Below are 17,278 nucleotides of genomic sequence, written 5' to 3'. Positions count from 1 at the left end.
ATTTGATGAGCGAGCACATTCTGGTCGAGCGTGATGGCGGCCTGCTGACCCTGCGCCTGAATCGTCCGGACAAGATGAACGCGCTGACCCGCGACATGTACAACCGCATGGGCGATGCGCTGGACGCCGCCGATGGCGACAGCAGCGTGCGCGTGGTGCTGATTACCGGTGGCGCGGAATGCTTCACCAGCGGCAACGATGTCGCCGATTTCCTCCAGGCGCCGCCGACCAGCCTGGACAGCCCGGTGTTCCACTTCATGCGCGCGCTGTTCGAGTTCAGCAAGCCGGTGGTCGCCGCCGTCGCGGGGCCGGCGGTGGGTATTGGCACCACGCTTTTGCTGCATTGCGACCTGGTCTACGTGGCGCGTGACACCAAGCTGAAAATGCCTTTCGTCAACCTCGGCCTGTGCCCTGAGTTCGGCTCCAGCCTGATCCTGCCGCGCCTGCTCGGGCAGGCCCGGGCGGCGGAACTGCTGCTGCTCGGTGAGAGCTTCAATGGTCAACAGGCCGCGGATTGGGGCATTGCCAGCGGCGTGCTCGAGGACGGTCCGAGCACCCTGGCCAAGGCCCGCGAGATGGCGCGGCGCTTCCTAGAACTGGCGCCCTCGGCCATCGCCGACAGCAAACGCCTGATGCGCACACCGGGACGCGAAGAGTTACGCAAGGTGATCGAGGAGGAGGGCGCGCTGTTCGGTCAGCGCCTGAAATCGCCCGAGGCGCTGGAGGCGCTGTCGGCATTCATGCAGCGGCGCAAGCCGGATTTCTCCAGGTTCGCCTGAAGCGCACCCTACGGATCACGCAATAAAAAGGCCGCTCATCGAGCGGCCTTTTTCAGTGCTGCAGCAGCTCAGACCATCTGGTCGCCGACGTGCAGGATCTTCATGGTGTTGGTGCCGCCGGTGCCGTGGTAGCTGTCACCCTTGGTCAGGATCACCCAGTCGCCTGGTTCCACCACACCGCGTTTCAGCAGTTCGTCCACCGCGGCCTGGCTGACCTTGTCGGCGGGCATGCTCTTCGGGTCGAACGGCACGGTGTAGACGCCGCGGAACAGCGCTACACGGGCCTGCGCTTCGCGGTGCGGGGTGAACGCGTAGATCGGGATCGAGGAGCGGATACGCGACATGATCAGCGGGCTGTAGCCGCTTTCGGTGAGGCTGATGATCGCCTTGACGCCCGGGAAGTGGTTGGCCGTGTACATGGTCGCCAGGGCCACGCTTTCGTCGCACCGCTCGAACTGGCGGCCGATGCGGTGGCTGGATTTCTGGCTGGTCGGATGCTTCTCCGCACCCAGGCAGACGCGGGCCATGGCCTGCACGGCTTCCAGCGGGTATTCGCCAGCGGCGCTCTCGGCCGAGAGCATCACCGCATCGGTGTAGTCCAGCGCAGCGTTGGCTACGTCGGAGACTTCCGCACGGGTCGGCATCGGGCTGTGGATCATCGACTCCATCATCTGCGTCGCGGTGATCACGGCTTTGTTGTAGCGGCGGGCGTGGGCAATGATTTTTTTCTGGATGCCGACCAGTTCGGCATCGCCGACTTCCACGCCGAGGTCGCCACGGGCCACCATCACCGCGTCGCTGGCACGGATCAGGCCGTCGAGGGCGGCGTCATCGGCCACGGCTTCGGCGCGTTCGATCTTCGCCACCAGCCAGGCGGTGCCGCCCGACTCGTCACGCAGGCGCCGGGCCAGTTCCATGTCCGCCGCGTCGCGCGGGAAGGACACAGCCAGGTAGTCGACTTCCATTTCCGCGGCCAGCTTGATGTCGGCCATGTCCTTTTCGGTCAGGGCCGGCGCGGTCAGGCCACCGCCGCGGCGGTTGATGCCCTTGTTGTCGGACAGCGGGCCGCCGATCAGTACGCGGCATTCCAGCTCGTCGGCGCGCTTGGCTTCGACCTGCATGACCACGCGGCCGTCGTCGAGCAGCAGCTCGTCATTGATGTCGCAATCCTTGATCAGATCGGGGTAGTCGATGCCGACCACTTCCTTGGTGCCCGCCGTGCGCGAGTGGCTGGAGGAGAGGCGGAAAATGTCGCCTTCCTTGAGCTCGATGCGCTTGCCTTCAAACTTGGCGATGCGGATCTTCGGGCCTTGCAGGTCGCCGAGCAGGGCGACGTGGCGGCCATGCTTGGCGGCCAGGTCACGCACCAGCTTGGCGCGGGCCTTGTGTTCGTCGGGAGTGCCGTGGGAGAAGTTCAGACGGGCCACGTCGATGCCGGCGAGGATCAGTTGTTCGAGAACTTCCGGCGAGTTGCTGGCGGGGCCGAGGGTGGCGACGATTTTGGTACGGCGCAAGGTCATGCGGGGACTCCAGGATTGCTGCGTGCGCTGAGGCTACTACGGCAAAAAACTGTAGTCATTGTTCTCGTTCACTACCTTGTCGGCGTCGTCAGGCGGGCAAGATGCCGCTGTGCGGCTGCAGAAAAATCCACCCCGGCCGATACTGTGAAAATGTGGAGGACACCAGCATGCGCATTCTGATCATTCTTACCCTGATGGCCGGCCTGGCCGGTTGCACCCGCGTGGCGCTCGACCGGCATCTCGACGAGGCCTACCGCAACTACGACCTGGGCAATTGCGACCAGGCGCTGCTCGACCTGTCGCGCGCCGAGCGCAGCAGCCGTTCGCGCAGTTACATCCAGCCGGAAATTTCCCTGCTGCGCGGCCAGTGCCTGGAGCGCCAGAGCCTGTTCGTCGATGCGGCGCAGACCTACCAGTTCATCATCAGCCGTTACCCGGCCAGCGAGTACGCCTACCGCGCCCGTGCGCGCCTGGAAACCCTGCAGCAGCTGGGTCATCACGGTGCGCCGGAGCCGGCCAAGGCCTCGCCGGCGGCGCTCTGATCCGTCAGCGCTATTCACTCGCGCGGCGGCCGGTTTAAGCTCTGCTTTTCGAGGGAGCGAATCATGCGTTATCTGCTGTTGAGCGTGTTGCTGCTGCCTGCGCTGGCGAGTGCGGAAATCTACCGCTGGACCGACGAGCAGGGCCGTGTGCACTTCGGTGCCCGGCCCGGTGCGGCCAGCGCGCAACAGATCGAGGTGAAACCCCAGGTGGTCGAGCGCGACGACGCCACCCGCGAGCGTGAGGCTCGGACCGCGCAATTCTTCGATGCGCGCCGGGCGGAAAAGGCCCAGGCCGACTCCCGCGCTGCCGAGGCCCATGCCAAGCGCAGCCAGGAATGCGGCCAGTTGCGCGACAAGCTGGAGCAGATCAACCGGGATGGGCGCTACTTTCGCACCGATGCCGACGGCAACCGGGTGTATTACCAGGATGCCGAAGTGGAGGCCGCACGTAGCCGTTTGTCGACCCGAATTGCCGAGCGGTGCGGCTGAGTCTGGCGCGATGCCGGCTCTGCGCCCATACTCGAAAACCCCTTCGTAGCGATTGGCCATCATATTTATGCAGCGCCGCATCGAACGTCATCAGTTGCCTTATTACCTAAAGGTCTTCAACCGCTTTACCGACAAGCCCATGGGCTATATCGGCAACGTGTCGTTGGACGGCCTGATGCTGATCAGCCAATTGCCGATGCTGGTCAATGCACGCTTCGACATGCGCCTGAAGATTCCCGGTCAGGATGGGCAGATCCGTCACATCGACTTCTATGCCACCTGCCAGTGGAGCCGCGAAGACGTCACCCCCGGCAGCTTCGACTCCGGCTTCAGCCTGGTCGCGCCCCCCGCCGAGTACGTCGAGATGGTCGAGGCGCTGCGCAACTACTTCAGCTTCCACCCGATCCAGGCGTCGGCCTGACGCCCGTCAGGCAATCGGCGGCAGGACGATCTGGTCGCTGCGCGTCACCCCCACCGTCAGCTCACGGCACTGTTCGAGGAACTCGCGCATCGCTGCGGTCTGGTATTTCTGTTTGTGCCAGATGAAGTAGAACTGCCGGCGCAGGTCGATGCCCGGCGTCTCCAGCGGCACCAGGCTGCCGCGGCGGAAGGCATCGCGCAGGGCCAGGCGCGAGATGCAGCTGATGCCCAGGCCCGACTCGACCGCGCGTTTGATCGCCTCGGTATGCGCCAGCTCCAGGCGGATGTTCAGCGGTGTGGGGTGATGGCGCATGGCCTGGTCGAAGGTCAGCCGCGTGCCCGAGCCCTGCTCACGGAGGATCCACGCCTCGCGGCTGAGCGCCTCCAGCGAGGCCACGCCGGATTTCGCCAGCGGGTGGCCGGGCGCGCAGAACACCACCAGTTCGTCCTCGACCCAGGGTTGCACCTCGATATCCGGGTGCTGGCAATCGCCTTCGATTAGACCCAGATCAAGTTCGTAGTGGGCGATCTGTTGGACGATATTCGCTGTGTTCTGCACCTGCAGGCTGACCTGGCACTCGGGATGGCGCTGCATGAATATGCCGATCAGCAAGGTCGCCAGGTAGTTGCCCACGGTCAGCGTGGCGCCGACATCCAGCGAGCCGAAACCGCTCTTGCCATTGAGCAGGTCCTCGATCTCGCGCGCCTGGGCGAGCAGGGCGACGGCCTGTGGCAGCAACTGGCGACCCAGCGCATTGAGGCTCAGGCGCTTGCCGGCGCGGTCGAACAGCTGGCAGCCGGATTGGCGCTCCAGCTCGGTCAGCGAGGTGCTGGTCGCCGACTGCGAGAGCGAGAGCAGTTGCGCCGCTTTGGAGACGCTTTCCTGCTGGGCGACGGTGACGAAAACCTGCAACTGACGGAGAGTAAATCGCATATCTATATAACCGATAACCTATATCTTGATAATTCAGTTAACAGATATTGTGGCGGTCACTACAATGTCGCGCAATTGCGTCGAAGGGCGCTGGCAGCCTTTATTTTTCGGAGCTACCCGAGCATGAGCAACTTCAATTCGGAGCGCGTCACCAGCGTTCATCACTGGAACGACACGCTGTTCAGCTTCAAGTGCACCCGCGACCCGGGCCTGCGCTTCGAAAACGGCCAGTTCGTCATGATCGGCCTGCAACAGCCGAACGGGCGCCCGCTCATGCGTGCCTATTCCATCGCCAGCCCGAACTGGGAAGAGCAACTGGAGTTCTTCAGCATCAAGGTGCCGGACGGTCCGCTGACCTCGCAGTTGCAGCACCTCAAGGAAGGCGACGAGATCCTCATCAGCAAGAAGCCCACCGGCACGCTGGTACTCGATGACCTCAACCCGGGCAAGCACCTGTACCTGCTCAGCACCGGCACTGGCCTGGCGCCGTTCATGAGCGTGATCCAGGACCCGGAAACCTACGAGCGTTTCGAGAAGGTCATCCTGGTTCACGGTGTGCGCTATGTGAACGAAGTCGCCTACCGCGAGTTCATCACCGAGCACCTGCCGCGCAACGAGTTCTTCGGCGACGCGCTGAAGGACAAGCTGATCTACTACCCGACCGTGACCCGCGAGCCGTTCGAGAACCAGGGGCGTCTGACCGACCTGATGCGCAGCGGCAAGCTGTTCGCAGACATCGGCCTGCCGCCGATCAACCCGCAGGACGATCGCGCGATGATCTGCGGCAGTCCGAGCATGCTCGACGAGACCAGCGAAGTGCTCGACAGCTTCGGCCTGAAAGTCTCCGCACGCATGCGCGATCCGGGTGACTACCTGATCGAGCGCGCCTTCGTCGAGAAGTAAACACTACTCGCCGTACCGACGAACCCGCCAGCAGGCGGGTTTGTCGTTTCTAGGCCGGGACGACTTCGAGCACGTGGATCTGCCCCGGCTGCGGGTAGTGCCAGCGCACCTGCACATCCCAGAACCGCACGCCGTAGCGCCGCTCTGGCTCCGGCACCTGGTAGGCCGGGCGCGGGTCCTGAGCCAGGCATTGTTCGATCAGCTCGAACAGCGGCTCGCCGAGGCGCTGGCCGTGAACATGGGCCTGTTGCAGCGCCTGGTCGTCCCAACTCAATGGAATCGGCTGCGGCGCCTCGGCGGCGATGGCATTGCTCGCCAGCACGCTGTCGGCGTAGGGCACGTAGGGTTTGATATCCAGCACCGGGGTGCCGTCGAGCAGGTCGATGCCGGACAGCCACAGGCGCCCTGGCTCGACCTTGTCCAGGCGCACCACCGACTGGCCAATGCCATTCGGCCGGTGGGTGGCGCGGGTGGCGAACACGCCGAGCGAGGTATTGCCGCCCAGGCGCGGCGGGCGCACCTTCAATCGAGGTTTGTCCTCCAGCGCCTGGTGGAAGAGAAACAGCAGCCAGACGTGGCTGACCTGCTCCAGCCCGGCAACCGCTTCCCCCTTGTCGAACGGCGGCACGAGTTCCAGCACGCCGCGAGCGGCCGGGGCCAGCTGGGGCTGGCGCGGGATGGCGAATTTCTCCTTGAAGCAGGAGCGCACGAAGCCGACGGGCGAGACGGTATGGGACATGACGGGGCTGCACCGGTGAAGACCCGCGCATGGTAGCGGATCGAACCGCCGCTGGGCGTGGTGCGTTCACCTGTGAGGCGCTCGCGCGTTTCGGCGTACTCGCAGGATCAGGCAAGAAATGCGCAGCAATCGAATACCGCTCGCTGGTGCGCATTGCGCATCCTTGCCCTGGCTTGAACTCCGTCGAGCCCGCACGAGGACACTCTCCATGCCCAGCATCGCCCAAACCCTCATCAGCGCGGCCCGCGACGGTATCTGCCGGGCCCGTTCGGGGCTCGATGCGCGTTGCAGCCAGCGCCGCCTGCGACTCGCGCCCATGTCCGCCGAGGCGGCCGCGCTTCGCCATCCCGCACGCAGCGAGGGCGTGGCCTTCGCACAGGAGCATCACATGAGCGAGCAGATGATCAGCCGGGCGTTGATCCGCGCCAACTTCGGCCGCAGCGAAGAACTGGGTGTGCACCTGGCCGAGCTGGTAGCGCGGGTGCAGCGCGATCCTGGGTGCCTGGGGTATGAGCTGCGCCAGCAGGGTGCGGACAGCTGGCACCTGCATGGCGTCTGGAGCAGCGCCGAGGCGCTGCAGGAGCACTTGCAGCAACCGCACTTGCAGGTCTTCCAGTACCTGATCGGCGCCGGGCTGATCCGTCAGATGGAACTGGCCAGCCATAACGCCGACCAGCCCCCGGCGTGATCAGCCGCAGCTGAGCTGCTTGATCACGCCGTTGTCGTCGGTGTCGATGTTCAGGCGCTGCGCGTTGTAATCCATGCTCACCGGCTGATTCGGTCGGGTGATGCGCAGGTAGCGCGCCTCGGCATCGTCGCGCGCCTCCACGGCCAGCTCGTCACTGATGGGCTTGCCGATCAGGTCCTGCACCGAGTCGGCGTTGCAGCGACTGTCGAGATCGGCCGTCGGTGCGCTGACCACCGGTACCAGGGCGCTGTCGGGGTCGGACACGGGGGCTTTTTCCGCGCTGGTGCCGCAACCGGCGAGCAGGGCGATGGTGAACAGGGAGGCGAGGCGCAAAAGGCCGGTCATGGTGGCGTCCTTGTGGTCGAGGGGCGAATGCTGCCGCATTGATCGGTTAAGGCGCGGGGCTGCTCGATGGCGGCCCGCACGTCGCAACACTTGGACAGGGTCAGCGCGGTTTTATCGCACACGCCTGCAACGCTCGCCAGCGCGATTGCGTGTTTCAGCCTCGCATGGGGTTCACAGCACCTTGTACACCTGGCCGGTCTGCCGGCCCTCGGCGCTCTTGGCGTAGGCCAGGGCGACCTCGGCTGCCGGCACGGCCTTGAAGCCGCGGAAGAACGGACCGTAAGCCGGTAGCGACTCGACCAGCACCGTCGGGCTCACGCTGTTGATGCGCAGGCCGCGCGGCAGCTCCACGGCGGCGCCGCGGACGAAGCCGTCGAGCGCGGCGTTGACCATGCTCGCCGAGCTGCCGTGGCGGATCGGGTCTTCGCTGAGTACGCCGGAGGTGAGGGTGAACGAGGCGCCATCGTTGGCGAATTCACGGCCGATCAGCACCAGGTTGACCTGGCCCATCAGCTTGTCCTGCAGGCCGATGGCGTATTCGGCTTCGCTCATGTCCTCCAGCGCGCCGAAATGCAGCTTGCCGGCGGTGCTGATCAGTGCGTCGAACGGGCCGGTGCGTTCGAGCAGGCGCCGAATCGAGCCGCTGTCGGTGATGTCGACCTGCAGCTCGCCACTGGCGTGGCCGACGCGGATCAGTTCATGGCGCTCGCTCAGTTCACGGGCCACGGCCTGGCCGATGGTCCCGCTGGCGCCGATCAGGATGATTTTCATGGGAAGTGCTCTCGCTGGCTGGATGAGGCACTTAGTCTAGGGCGTCGGTTGTTGCCAATAATCCAGGCAATGTGAAACCTTTGGTTCTCACAAGGAAACAATCGAGCACAGCCCCATGAGTGATCTGGAAGACCTGGCAGCCTTCGCCCTGCTGCTGGAGGCGGGCAGTTTCACCGCGGCGGCCGAGCGCCTGGGGTGTAGCAAGGGCCAGCTGTCAAAGCGCATCAGCCAGCTCGAGCGCAGCCTTGGCAGTGTGTTGCTGCATCGCACCACGCGACGTTTGCACCTAACAGCCGCCGGTGCGGCCCTGCTGCCCGAGGCGCAGGCGTTACAGGCCCAGGCGCAGCGCGCACGGCAAGTGGTGCAGAGTCTGCAGGAAGAGGTGGCGGGCAGCGTGCGCCTGACCGTGCCGGTGTCGCTGGGTGAGACCTTCTTCGATGCGCTGCTGGTGGACTTCATCCGCCAGCATCCGCAGGTTCGCGTCGAGCTGGACCTGTCCAACAGCTACCGCGATCTGGTCGCCGAGGGATTCGACCTGGGCATCCGCTCCGGCCAGCACCTGGACGAGCGCCTGGTGGCCAAACCCCTGTTCGCCCTGCAGGAGATCACCTGCGCGGCGCCGGCGTACCTGGCCCTGCATGGCACGCCGCAGGAGCCGGCGCAGTTAAACGAGCACCAGTGCCTGCTCAACACCCACTACGCCGGTTTCGAGGAGTGGCTGTACCACCGCCAGCACCAGCTGGAGCGGGTGCAGGTGCGCGGCGGTCTGGCGAGCAACCATTACAGCCTGCTGAAGAAGGCCGCGCTGAGCGGGGCCGGTATCGCTCGCCTGCCGTCCTACATGGTGCAGGATGAACTGGCCGACGGCCGCCTGCTGTGGCTGCTGCGCGACTACCAGACACGCAGCACGCCGGTGTTCCTGGTCCACCCGTGGCAGGGCAACCTGCCACGTCGCACCCAGGCCCTGGCCGACTACCTGCTCGGCTGGTTCGAGCGCAGCCGGCGGGTGCTCGACGGGCTCGGGCCTCAGGCCTGACGGCTGATCCAGCGCTTGTACTGGCGGGTGCGGCGCAGGGTCTTCAGCTGTTCGCACAACAGGGCACGCAGCGGTGATACCTGCGGGTTCGGCTGATTGCCTCGGGCCAGTCGGCGCATCTGGAACTTGACCACGGCCATGGTCGCCAGCGAGGCCAGTGGCTTGTTCTTCCAGGTGATCGGCGGCAGTTGCGGGTTGCTGTCCTGCCCGGCCCGCCAGTGCTTCGGCAGTTCTGGCTCGATGGCCAGCGCGGTGGCGATGCCGGCCATGGCCACGCCGCTGGCGAGCACCTGCTCGACCACTGCACGGCGGCGAATGCCGCCCGTGACCATCACCGGCATGCGCGCGATGGCGGCGATCTGGCTGGCGAACTCGAGGAAGTAGGCTTCACGCGCCAGGGTACGGCCGTCGCGGGCTTCGCCCTGCATCGCCGGGACTTCGTAGCTGCCGCCGGACAGTTCGACCAGGTCGACCGCCTGCTCGTTGAGCATCAGCACCACGCGCTGGGCATCGGCGGCATCGAAGCCGCCGCGCTGGAAATCCGCCGAGTTGAGTTTGACCGCCACGCAGAACTCCGGCGCCACCACGGCGCGCACTGCCTTGACCACGTCGAGCAGCAGGCGCGCGCGATTCTCCAGGCTGCCGCCCCACTGATCGGTGCGGGTGTTGCTCAGGGGCGAGAGGAACTGGCTGAGCAGGTAGCCGTGCGCCGCGTGGATCTGCACACCGCTGAAACCGGCCTGCTCGGCCAGTTGCGCGGTGCGCGCGAAGCGCTGGATCAGCGCGTCGATTTCCGCCTCGCTCAGCGCCTTGGGCACCGGGAACATCTTCGACAGCCCGCCCAGCTCCAGGGCGATCGCCGAAGGCGCGACGGTCTGCTGGCCGAGGTTGGCCTGCATCTGCCGACCAGGGTGGTTGATCTGCATCCAGAACTGCGCGCCGTGGCTGCGGCCGATGCGCGCCCATTCGCGGAATTTCTCCAGTTGCTGCTCGTCTTCCAGCACCACGCCGCCGGGGCCGGTCATGGCGCGGCGATCGACCATCACGTTACCGGTCAGCAGCAGCCCGACGCCACCTGCGGCCCAGGCTTGATACAGGCGCAGCAGGTCGGCGGACGGGCCCTGGCTCGCATCGGCCAGGTTTTCCTCCATGGAGGCCTTGGCGATACGGTTGCCGATGATGCTGCCGTTGGGCAGTTGCAGGGGGTTGAAGAGGGGCATGGTGGCATTCCGGTGGTGGCTGACGAGGCCAGACTAAGGTTAAAGTTAACTTTAATGTCAATAGGCAACAGGAGCGCAACATGAAAATCGGTGAGTTGGCCAGGCGCAGTGGCCTGGCGGCCTCGCGCATCCGCTTCTACGAGGCCAGCGGGCTGATCGCGGCGCAACGTCAGGCCAATGGGTATCGCGACTACCCGGAGCACATGGTGCAGACGCTGGGCATCATCACCAGCGCGCAGCAGTCCGGGTTCAGCCTCGATGAGGTGCGCCGCCTGTTGCCCGATGCCGGCCAGGAGAACTGGCCGCACGATCAGCTGCTGGCCAGCCTGCAGCGCAAGGTCGGCGAGATCGAGCAGATGCAGGAGCGTCTGGCGCAGAACAAGGCGCGGCTGCTGGCCGTCATCGCCAGCATCGAGGCGCGCCCGGAAGGTATGGGTTGCACGGAGAACGCCGAGCGCGTGCTGACGCAGATGAACGCGCGGCGCAATGTTTAGTACATGCAGAACTGAACATGTAAAAAATCGAATTTAAACACAACTGAATGCCATGCGAGTCTCTGCGGCCATGAGTTCGCCAACGCATTCCCCCCGGGTTTCAGCCGCATCCTTCCCCCCAAGGATGCGGTTCTGCGTTGGCAACTCACCCTCTTTGCGCAATCTGCTGCTGGCCTTCTGGGCGCTCTGGCATTGCCGTCATGCTCGCCCGCCGGATGGCCTGTTCGCCCGCTGATCGATCAGATGGCTGCGCCATGTCCGCAGCCTGCCGCCAAAGGTTTTTGTCTGCCCTGATGCCCGTCTAGCGTGACGATGGGTGGCCGTGGTCCGGACAACGCGCGCCAGTGTGCGCCAAGCGAGAACAGCATGAATTTCGCCCCCGTCGAGGACGCCAGGTCCTTTCTGCAAGACAACCCCGATATCGACATGGTCGAGCTATTCATCCTCGACGCCAACGGCGTGCCGCGCGGCAAGCTGCTGCACCGCGAGGAACTGCTGGCTGTGTATGAAAGCGGCCGACCATTACCGAGCACGATCCTCGGCCTGAGCCTGCACGGCGAAGACGTGGAGGATTCCGGGCTGGTCTGGGATGTCGGTGACATCGACTGCCGCGCCTACCCACTGGCCGGCAGCCTGGTGCGCCTGCCCTGGCGCAGGATTCCCACCGCCGCGGTGCAGGTCAGCATGCACCCCAGCGAAGGCCTGCCGGCCGCCGTGGCGGACCCGCGCCACCTGCTGGTGCGGGTGATCGACCAGCTCAAGGCCGATGGCTACCACCCGGTGATGGCCTGCGAGCTGGAGTTCTACCTGCTCGACCAGCAGCGTGACGCCAACGGCCGCCCGCAGCCAGCGCGTGACAGCGACGGCCAGCGTCCGCGCAGCACCCAGGTCTACGGCTTGCGCGAGCTGGAACAGATCGAACCGTTCCTCGCCGACCTCTATGCCGCCTGCAAGCAGCAGGGCATCCCGGCGCGCACGGCGATTTCCGAGTACGCACCGGGGCAGGTGGAGATCACCCTGGAACATGGCGAGGCGCTGGCGGCGATGGATCAGGCCGTGCGCTACAAGCGCCTGGTCAAGGCGGTGGCCCATCAGCACGGCATGCAGGCCTGTTTCATGGCCAAGCCATTCGACGACATCGCCGGCACCGGCATGCACATGCACGTCAGCCTGGCCGATGCCGCCGGGCACAACCTGTTCGCCAGCGACGACCCGGCCGGCACGCCGCTGCTGCGCCTGGCGGTCGGCGGCATGCTCGCATCGCTGCTCGATTCGCTGCTGCTGTTCTGCCCCAATGCCAATTCCTACCGGCGCTTCCAGGCCAACAGCTACGCGCCACTGGCGCCGACCTGGGGTGTCGACAACCGCACCGTCAGCCTGCGCGTACCCGGCGGCCCGGCCCATACCCGGCACCTCGAACACCGCATCTGCGGCGCCGACGCCAACCCTTACCTGGCGGCGGCGGCGATTCTCGCCGGCATCCACCGCGGCATCCGCGAGCAGATCGATCCGGGCGAGCCGGTCACCGGCAACGGCTATGCCCAGGCCAAGACGCTGTTGCCGACCGACTGGCTGACCTCGCTCGAGGCGCTGGAAAACTCCGCCTGGGCGCGTGATGCCCTGGGCGAGGAATTTCTGCGCGTGTACCTGGCGATCAAGCGTGCCGAGTACCGCCAGTTCATGGGCGAGGTCGGCGAGCAGGACTGGCGCTGGTACCTGACCCATGCCTGACGCTTGCTGAATCCACCGTTCGCCGCCGCGACCAGGCCTGTCGCCCAGCCGCAGGCCCGCACTACGTATGCCACGACCCGTGGTGGAAGCGCTTCGCGGTTTCCACCCCACGCACAAGGAACACCTGCCATGACCGCTGCATTGCCAACCACCCGTGCCGCCGCCGAGCGCACACCGTCCTACTACACCGCGACGCTGAATCAGGAGACCGACTACCCGACCCTGCAGGGCCAGGTCAGCGTCGACGTGGTGATCATCGGCGGCGGTTTCACCGGCGTCGCCACGGCGGTCGAACTGGCCGAACGCGGGCTCAAGGTGGCCATCGTCGAAACCCACAAGATCGGTTGGGGCGCCACCGGGCGCAACGGTGGCCAGGTCACCGGCAGCCTGTCCGGCGACGAGGCCATGCGCACGCAGATGCGCAACAAGATCGGCGCCGAGGTCGACGACTTCATCTGGCACCTGCGCTGGCGCGGCCACGAGATCATCAAGGGCCGCGTCGAGAAGTACGGCATCGCCTGCGACCTCAAGCACGGCCACCTGCACGCGGCGATGAAGCCCAGCCACATGGACGAGCTGCGCAGCGCCTACGAGGAAGCCCAGCGCCGCGGCATGGGCGACGAGGTCAGCCTGCTGGACCGCGACGGCATGCGCGCGCACCTGGGCAGCGAGCTGTACCTGGGCGCGGTGAAGAACACCCGCAACATGCACCTGCACCCGCTCAACCTGTGCATCGGCGAGGCGCGTGCGGCCGAGAGCCTGGGCGCGCTGATCTTCGAGCATTCCGAGGTGCTGGAGATCGTCCACGGCGCCAACCCGGCGGTGATCACCGCCCAGGGCCGCATCGACGCCAAGCAGGTGCTGCTGGCCGGCGACGTCTACCACAAGCTCGAACGCAAGCAGCTCAAGGGCATGATCTTCCCGGCCATGGGCGGCATCGTCACCACCGAACCGCTGGGCGAGCTGGCGAAAACCATCAACCCGCAGGACCTGGCCGTGTACGACTGCCGCTTCGTCCTCGACTACTACCGCCTGACCGCCGATGGCCGCCTGCTGTTCGGCGGTGGCGCCAACTACTCCGGGCGCGACTCGCGCGACATCCCCGGCGAACTGCGGCCGTGCATCGAACGCACCTTCCCGCAGCTCAAGGGCGTGCAGATCGATTTCCAGTGGAGCTGCGCCATGGGCATCGTGATGAACCGCATCCCGCAGCTGGGCAAGCTGTCGGACAACGTCTGGTACTGCCAGGGCTACTCCGGCCACGGCATCGCCACCACCCACATCATGGGCGAGATCATGGCCAACGCCCTGACCGGCACCCTGGGCCAGTTCGACACCTTCGCCAGCTGCAAGCACATCAAGGTGCCGCTGGGCGATATCTTCGGCAACCCGATGCTGTCGGTCGGCATGTGGTATTACCAGATGCTGGAGAAGCTGCGCTGAGAGCAGGTGACCTCGGCGTCCCTGCTTGCGCGGGGGATGACGGGTTGATAACGAAGCAGCGTCGACGTCTGCCGAACGCTGCCATCCTTCGCACCATCGCCCTCGCACGGGGGCGTGGAAGGGACTCGGTGCTGGAAGGGAAAGAAGCCGTCGTCATGCAAGGGCGCAGAAAAAGGCCCGCGTCATATAGAGCGAATTTCGCCCACCCGGCGTCGGCCCTGTATCCTAAGCGCCCACCCAAGGCGCCAGGATGACCCCGATGCAAGCCCAACTCCTCGAACTCATCACCCTGATCAGCTCCGGCTGCATGACCGAGGAGGAGATCGCGCGCATCGCCGACGAAGCCGCGCAGGCCTACGCCGACCCGCAGGCCTTTCTCGCCGCCAACCCGGACATCAACTACGACGACAGTTTCCCCATCCCGCTGGGCGAGTGGGTGGTGATCGGCAGCCTGCCGGAAACCGTGCTGTTCCAGGCCGACAGCTACGATGCGCTGTTTCAGCAGATCGTCGAGTCTTTCGGTCCCGAGGTGGCGTTCAACCTCAAGCCCAAGCAACTGGTCAAGGTCGAGCCGCTGAAGGCGCTCAACCGTATTCAGGTGCAGCTCTCGGCGCTGTACAAGGAGAAGAGCGGCTACGTGTTGCTGGACATCAGCGAGCCGTTGGATGACGAGCTGCAGGCGGTGCTGGTCTACACCAGCGACCTGCCGCGCGTGCTGGAGCTGGCGGTGGACGTCGGCATCTACGCTGCGCCGGCCTATGAGGCGCTGAAGGCCGCCCAGGCGGAGTAACGCAGCGCACCATGAAAAAGGCCGCGTCCCGGCAGGGACGCGGCCTTTTTTTCGACCTGTCGGATGATCAGGTCAGCAGCGCGATCAGGATGATCAGCGGGATCGGTACACCGAGGAACCACAGCAGAAGTGAGCGCATGTCTGTTCTCCTTGTCTATCAGCGAAGAGGGGCGGTGGTGGTGCGGTAGTCGCTGACCAGAATCACCGCGGTGTCACGGTGGCGACCGCCGAGGGTGGCGGCGAAGCTGCCGACGAAGGCGCCGATCAGCAGGGCGACGAACATCCACAGGGTCGCGTGTGCGGCGGCCTTGCGTGCCTCGTCGGCGGTCTGCTTGGCCTGTAGCACACTCTCGCGCGCCTGGGCGTAGACCGCGTCGACACGCGCCTGGGCCTCGGTGGCGGACAGGTTGGTGCGCTGGCTCACCAGCTGGATGAGGTAGGCGCGGTCGGCTGGCGCCAGCTCGCCATCGTTGTCCAGGCTGCGCGCCAGGATGCGGGCAACCACGCTGTGCGCGGCGTCATCGGCGCTCGGCGCCGGGCGGTCGTCACGGAAAAGGCCGTCGATGTAATAGCCGTACTCGTCCTCGGCACCAGCCAGAGCCGTGGGTGCCGCGCCGGAGGCGACTTGCGCACTGGCCTGAACACCGGCGCCGACGATGCCGCTGACTGAGCCGACCAGCACGGTGGCGGTCAGCAGAGTGGCCACGGCCCAGGCGAGAAAGCCGTGGGCGGTGTCGCGGAAGAACACCTCGTCGCTGTGCAGGGTGGTCCACTTCAGCCGCAGGCGACCGGCCAGGTAACCGCCCATGCCCGCCGCGAGGAGCTGGGTGAAGGCGAGCCAGATGATCGTCGAAATCCCCAGTCCCTCGGCGCTGATGCCTTCGTTGCTCCAGGGCGATACCGCACTGAAGCCGAGGCCGAAGCCGAGCAGGATGAGGATCAGCGATAACGCCGCCGCAGCGGCTGCGCCAGCGAAGATCGCGGCCCAGGAAACGCCGGAGGTGTTGGCGGGGTCATCCAGGGCAGTTGCAGCAATATCGGATGTAGTGATCATTTTTTTATCCTTACTTGGACGGGACAACGCACGGCAGCGAGGCGGCGAATTGCCGGCTCTCTTGCGTTAGTGAGAGGGCCAGTCGGTAAGGTTCATGGCATTTGTGCGGGTGCGCCGCAGGGCTGGGCATTGCTGCCAAGGCGGCTGCAGCGCGCGTGCTGGGCAAGAGAGGCGGGGACAGTGGTGCCCTTGGCGCGCAGCACTGCGCGCAAGGGATACATGGGGGTTACAGGGTGAAGCCGCCGTCGATGGGGATGATCGCGCCGGTCATGTAGGCGCCAGCCGCGCTGGCCAGGCTGATCGCCAGGGCGGCCATCTCCTCTTCGCGGCCCCAGCGTTTCATGGGGATCACCGCGACGTCTTCGGCCATGGCCGCTTCGTCCTGGGCGATGTGCTTGGTCATCTTGCTGGGGAAACGCCCCGGCGCGATGACGTTGACGTTGATGTGCTCGTCGACCAGTTCCTTGGCCAGGATCCGCGACAGCTGGTGCAGCGCGGCCTTGCTCGGCCCGTAGGCGTAGGCCTGCTCGCCGAAGGCGCTGATGCCGGCCACCGAGCCGATGTTGATCACCCGCGCCGGGCTTTGTGCATTGCCGGCCTTTTTCAGCAGCGGCAGCAGTTGCTGGATGCAGCTGAACACCGAGGTGACGTTGAGCTGCATGACCTTCTCCCAGCCGCGCACCGGGTAGCTTTCCAGCGGCGCGCCCCAGGTGGTGCCGGCGTTGTTGACCAGGATGTCCAGCTGCTGAGCGTGGATGGCCAGGTGCTCGGCGAGGGCGCGTGCGCCTTCCTCGCTGGACAGGTCCGCCGGCAGGCCGATGCACTCACCGTACAGCGACAGTTCCTCGGCCACCTGGATGCAGGCCGCGCCATCGCGGGCGCAGATGAACACGCGCGCGCCGGCTTCGAGGAAGCCCTGGGCGATCATCCGGCCGATGCCGCGTGTGCCGCCGGTGACCAGGGCGGTGCGACCTTTGAGGCTGAAGTAGGGGTGCATGGTGAGTCCTCGGGCAAGTGGCAGGGAGTGGCAAAGGCCTCACCCTAATCCTCCGGCGCGCGGCGATGAAGCCCCGAGGTGACGTTATTGCGGATGCAAATGGTGCGCTATCGGCGGATCAGCCCCGGCGCTGGCGCAGCGGGTCGAGCAGCGGCTTGAGGCCGTTGTGGTCGATCTCCTGCATCAGCGCGAGTAGGCGGCCGATCTCGCCCTTGGGGAAGCCTTCGCGGGCGAACCAGTTGAGGTAGTGGCCGGGCAGGTCGGCGATCAGGCGGTCCTTGTACTTGCCGAAGGGCATGGTGCGGGTGACCAGGAGCAGGAGATCGTCGGGGTTCATCGGTGGGCCGGATCGCGGAATAGGGTAGGTCGAGAGGATAAGGTGC

Annotated in this window: 20 protein-coding genes; 11 read left to right on the top strand and 9 right to left on the bottom strand. The window is 65.8% G+C overall.

Features of this window, described 5'->3' with window-relative positions; translation table 11 throughout:
- Nucleotides 1-5: 5 nt before the first annotated feature.
- A complete protein-coding gene (locus IB229_RS18375; RefSeq protein WP_192331344.1) occupies nucleotides 6-779 on the top strand; it encodes an enoyl-CoA hydratase in 774 nt (257 codons plus the stop codon).
- A 68-nt stretch (nucleotides 780-847) separates the two neighbouring features.
- Here IB229_RS18375 and pyk read toward each other — a convergent pair whose 3' ends face one another.
- Complete coding sequence (gene pyk / locus IB229_RS18370) at nucleotides 848-2,299, bottom strand: pyruvate kinase (RefSeq protein ID WP_192331343.1); 1,452 nt, start codon at nucleotides 2,297-2,299, stop codon at nucleotides 848-850.
- Nucleotides 2,300-2,466: 167 nt separating this feature from the next.
- Between pyk and IB229_RS18365 the strand changes: the two genes are divergently transcribed.
- The 3 genes from IB229_RS18365 (at nucleotide 2,467) to IB229_RS18355 (ending at nucleotide 3,751) form a co-directional block, all read left to right on the top strand.
- Nucleotides 2,467-2,841: a tetratricopeptide repeat protein gene (locus tag IB229_RS18365; RefSeq protein WP_192331342.1), complete on the top strand. Its 375-nt coding sequence runs from the start codon at nucleotides 2,467-2,469 to the stop codon at nucleotides 2,839-2,841.
- A 63-nt stretch (nucleotides 2,842-2,904) separates the two neighbouring features.
- Nucleotides 2,905-3,330 carry a DUF4124 domain-containing protein gene (locus tag IB229_RS18360; protein WP_192331341.1) on the top strand — a complete coding sequence of 142 codons (426 nt, stop codon included), beginning with the start codon at nucleotides 2,905-2,907 and terminating at the stop codon, nucleotides 3,328-3,330.
- A gap of 67 nt (nucleotides 3,331-3,397) precedes the next feature.
- Nucleotides 3,398-3,751 (top strand): PilZ domain-containing protein, encoded by a 354-nt coding sequence (locus tag IB229_RS18355; protein WP_225579175.1) that lies wholly within the window; start codon nucleotides 3,398-3,400, stop codon nucleotides 3,749-3,751.
- Nucleotides 3,752-3,757: 6 nt separating this feature from the next.
- Here IB229_RS18355 and IB229_RS18350 read toward each other — a convergent pair whose 3' ends face one another.
- Nucleotides 3,758-4,684, bottom strand: coding sequence for a LysR family transcriptional regulator (locus IB229_RS18350; protein WP_192331340.1), 927 nt, complete (start codon nucleotides 4,682-4,684; stop codon nucleotides 3,758-3,760).
- 123 nt (nucleotides 4,685-4,807) lie between these two features.
- Here IB229_RS18350 and fpr point away from each other — a divergent pair, with 123 nt between their 5' ends.
- Nucleotides 4,808-5,587, top strand: coding sequence for a ferredoxin-NADP reductase (gene fpr / locus IB229_RS18345; RefSeq protein WP_192331339.1), 780 nt, complete (start codon nucleotides 4,808-4,810; stop codon nucleotides 5,585-5,587).
- A gap of 49 nt (nucleotides 5,588-5,636) precedes the next feature.
- Here fpr and tsaA read toward each other — a convergent pair whose 3' ends face one another.
- Entirely contained in the window at nucleotides 5,637-6,326 is a 690-nt protein-coding gene (tsaA, locus tag IB229_RS18340) for a tRNA (N6-threonylcarbamoyladenosine(37)-N6)-methyltransferase TrmO (protein WP_192331338.1), read from the bottom strand.
- 208 nt (nucleotides 6,327-6,534) lie between these two features.
- Here tsaA and IB229_RS18335 point away from each other — a divergent pair, with 208 nt between their 5' ends.
- Complete coding sequence (locus tag IB229_RS18335; RefSeq protein WP_192331337.1) at nucleotides 6,535-7,014, top strand: putative quinol monooxygenase; 480 nt, start codon at nucleotides 6,535-6,537, stop codon at nucleotides 7,012-7,014.
- Here the strand turns inward: IB229_RS18335 and IB229_RS18330 are convergent, their stop codons facing one another.
- Complete coding sequence (locus IB229_RS18330) at nucleotides 7,015-7,359, bottom strand: I78 family peptidase inhibitor (RefSeq protein WP_192331336.1); 345 nt, start codon at nucleotides 7,357-7,359, stop codon at nucleotides 7,015-7,017.
- Nucleotides 7,360-7,530: 171 nt separating this feature from the next.
- The gene (locus tag IB229_RS18325; RefSeq protein WP_192331335.1) at nucleotides 7,531-8,130 is read right to left on the bottom strand and encodes a short chain dehydrogenase; all 600 of its coding nucleotides are present in this window, start codon (nucleotides 8,128-8,130) and stop codon (nucleotides 7,531-7,533) included.
- A gap of 115 nt (nucleotides 8,131-8,245) precedes the next feature.
- Here IB229_RS18325 and IB229_RS18320 point away from each other — a divergent pair, with 115 nt between their 5' ends.
- Nucleotides 8,246-9,166, top strand: coding sequence for a LysR family transcriptional regulator (locus IB229_RS18320; protein WP_192331334.1), 921 nt, complete (start codon nucleotides 8,246-8,248; stop codon nucleotides 9,164-9,166).
- Here the strand turns inward: IB229_RS18320 and IB229_RS18315 are convergent.
- Complete coding sequence (locus IB229_RS18315; RefSeq protein WP_192331333.1) at nucleotides 9,157-10,386, bottom strand: NADH:flavin oxidoreductase/NADH oxidase family protein; 1,230 nt, start codon at nucleotides 10,384-10,386, stop codon at nucleotides 9,157-9,159. The genes IB229_RS18320 and IB229_RS18315 overlap by 10 nt on opposite strands.
- 80 nt (nucleotides 10,387-10,466) lie before the next feature.
- Here IB229_RS18315 and IB229_RS18310 point away from each other — a divergent pair, with 80 nt between their 5' ends.
- The 4 genes from IB229_RS18310 to IB229_RS18295 all read left to right on the top strand — a co-directional run bounded on the left by IB229_RS18310 (nucleotide 10,467) and on the right by IB229_RS18295 (nucleotide 14,844).
- Nucleotides 10,467-10,880, top strand: coding sequence for a MerR family transcriptional regulator (locus IB229_RS18310; RefSeq protein ID WP_192331332.1), 414 nt, complete (start codon nucleotides 10,467-10,469; stop codon nucleotides 10,878-10,880).
- 366 nt (nucleotides 10,881-11,246) lie between these two features.
- A complete protein-coding gene (locus IB229_RS18305; RefSeq protein ID WP_192331331.1) occupies nucleotides 11,247-12,611 on the top strand; it encodes a glutamine synthetase family protein in 1,365 nt (454 codons plus the stop codon).
- A 129-nt stretch (nucleotides 12,612-12,740) separates the two neighbouring features.
- Nucleotides 12,741-14,054, top strand: a complete 1,314-nt coding sequence (locus IB229_RS18300; RefSeq protein WP_192331330.1) for an NAD(P)/FAD-dependent oxidoreductase — start codon at nucleotides 12,741-12,743, stop codon at nucleotides 14,052-14,054.
- Nucleotides 14,055-14,313: 259 nt separating this feature from the next.
- Nucleotides 14,314-14,844 (top strand): hypothetical protein, encoded by a 531-nt coding sequence (locus IB229_RS18295; protein WP_192331329.1) that lies wholly within the window; start codon nucleotides 14,314-14,316, stop codon nucleotides 14,842-14,844.
- A gap of 157 nt (nucleotides 14,845-15,001) precedes the next feature.
- Here IB229_RS18295 and IB229_RS18290 read toward each other — a convergent pair whose 3' ends face one another.
- The 3 genes from IB229_RS18290 to IB229_RS18280 form a co-directional block, all read right to left on the bottom strand.
- Nucleotides 15,002-15,898, bottom strand: a complete 897-nt coding sequence (locus IB229_RS18290; RefSeq protein ID WP_192331328.1) for a hypothetical protein — start codon at nucleotides 15,896-15,898, stop codon at nucleotides 15,002-15,004.
- Nucleotides 15,899-16,124: 226 nt separating this feature from the next.
- Nucleotides 16,125-16,895: an SDR family oxidoreductase gene (locus IB229_RS18285; RefSeq protein WP_192331327.1), complete on the bottom strand. Its 771-nt coding sequence runs from the start codon at nucleotides 16,893-16,895 to the stop codon at nucleotides 16,125-16,127.
- A gap of 118 nt (nucleotides 16,896-17,013) precedes the next feature.
- On the bottom strand, nucleotides 17,014-17,232 hold the full coding sequence (locus IB229_RS18280) for a DUF3820 family protein (RefSeq protein ID WP_192331326.1): 219 nt from the start codon (nucleotides 17,230-17,232) through the stop codon (nucleotides 17,014-17,016).
- Nucleotides 17,233-17,278: the final 46 nt, after the last annotated feature.

Origin of the sequence: Pseudomonas sp. PDM14 (assembly GCF_014851905.1) — a bacterium.
Lineage (GTDB): Bacteria > Pseudomonadota > Gammaproteobacteria > Pseudomonadales > Pseudomonadaceae > Aquipseudomonas.
This window is presented reverse-complemented; position numbering and strand designations above follow the sequence as displayed.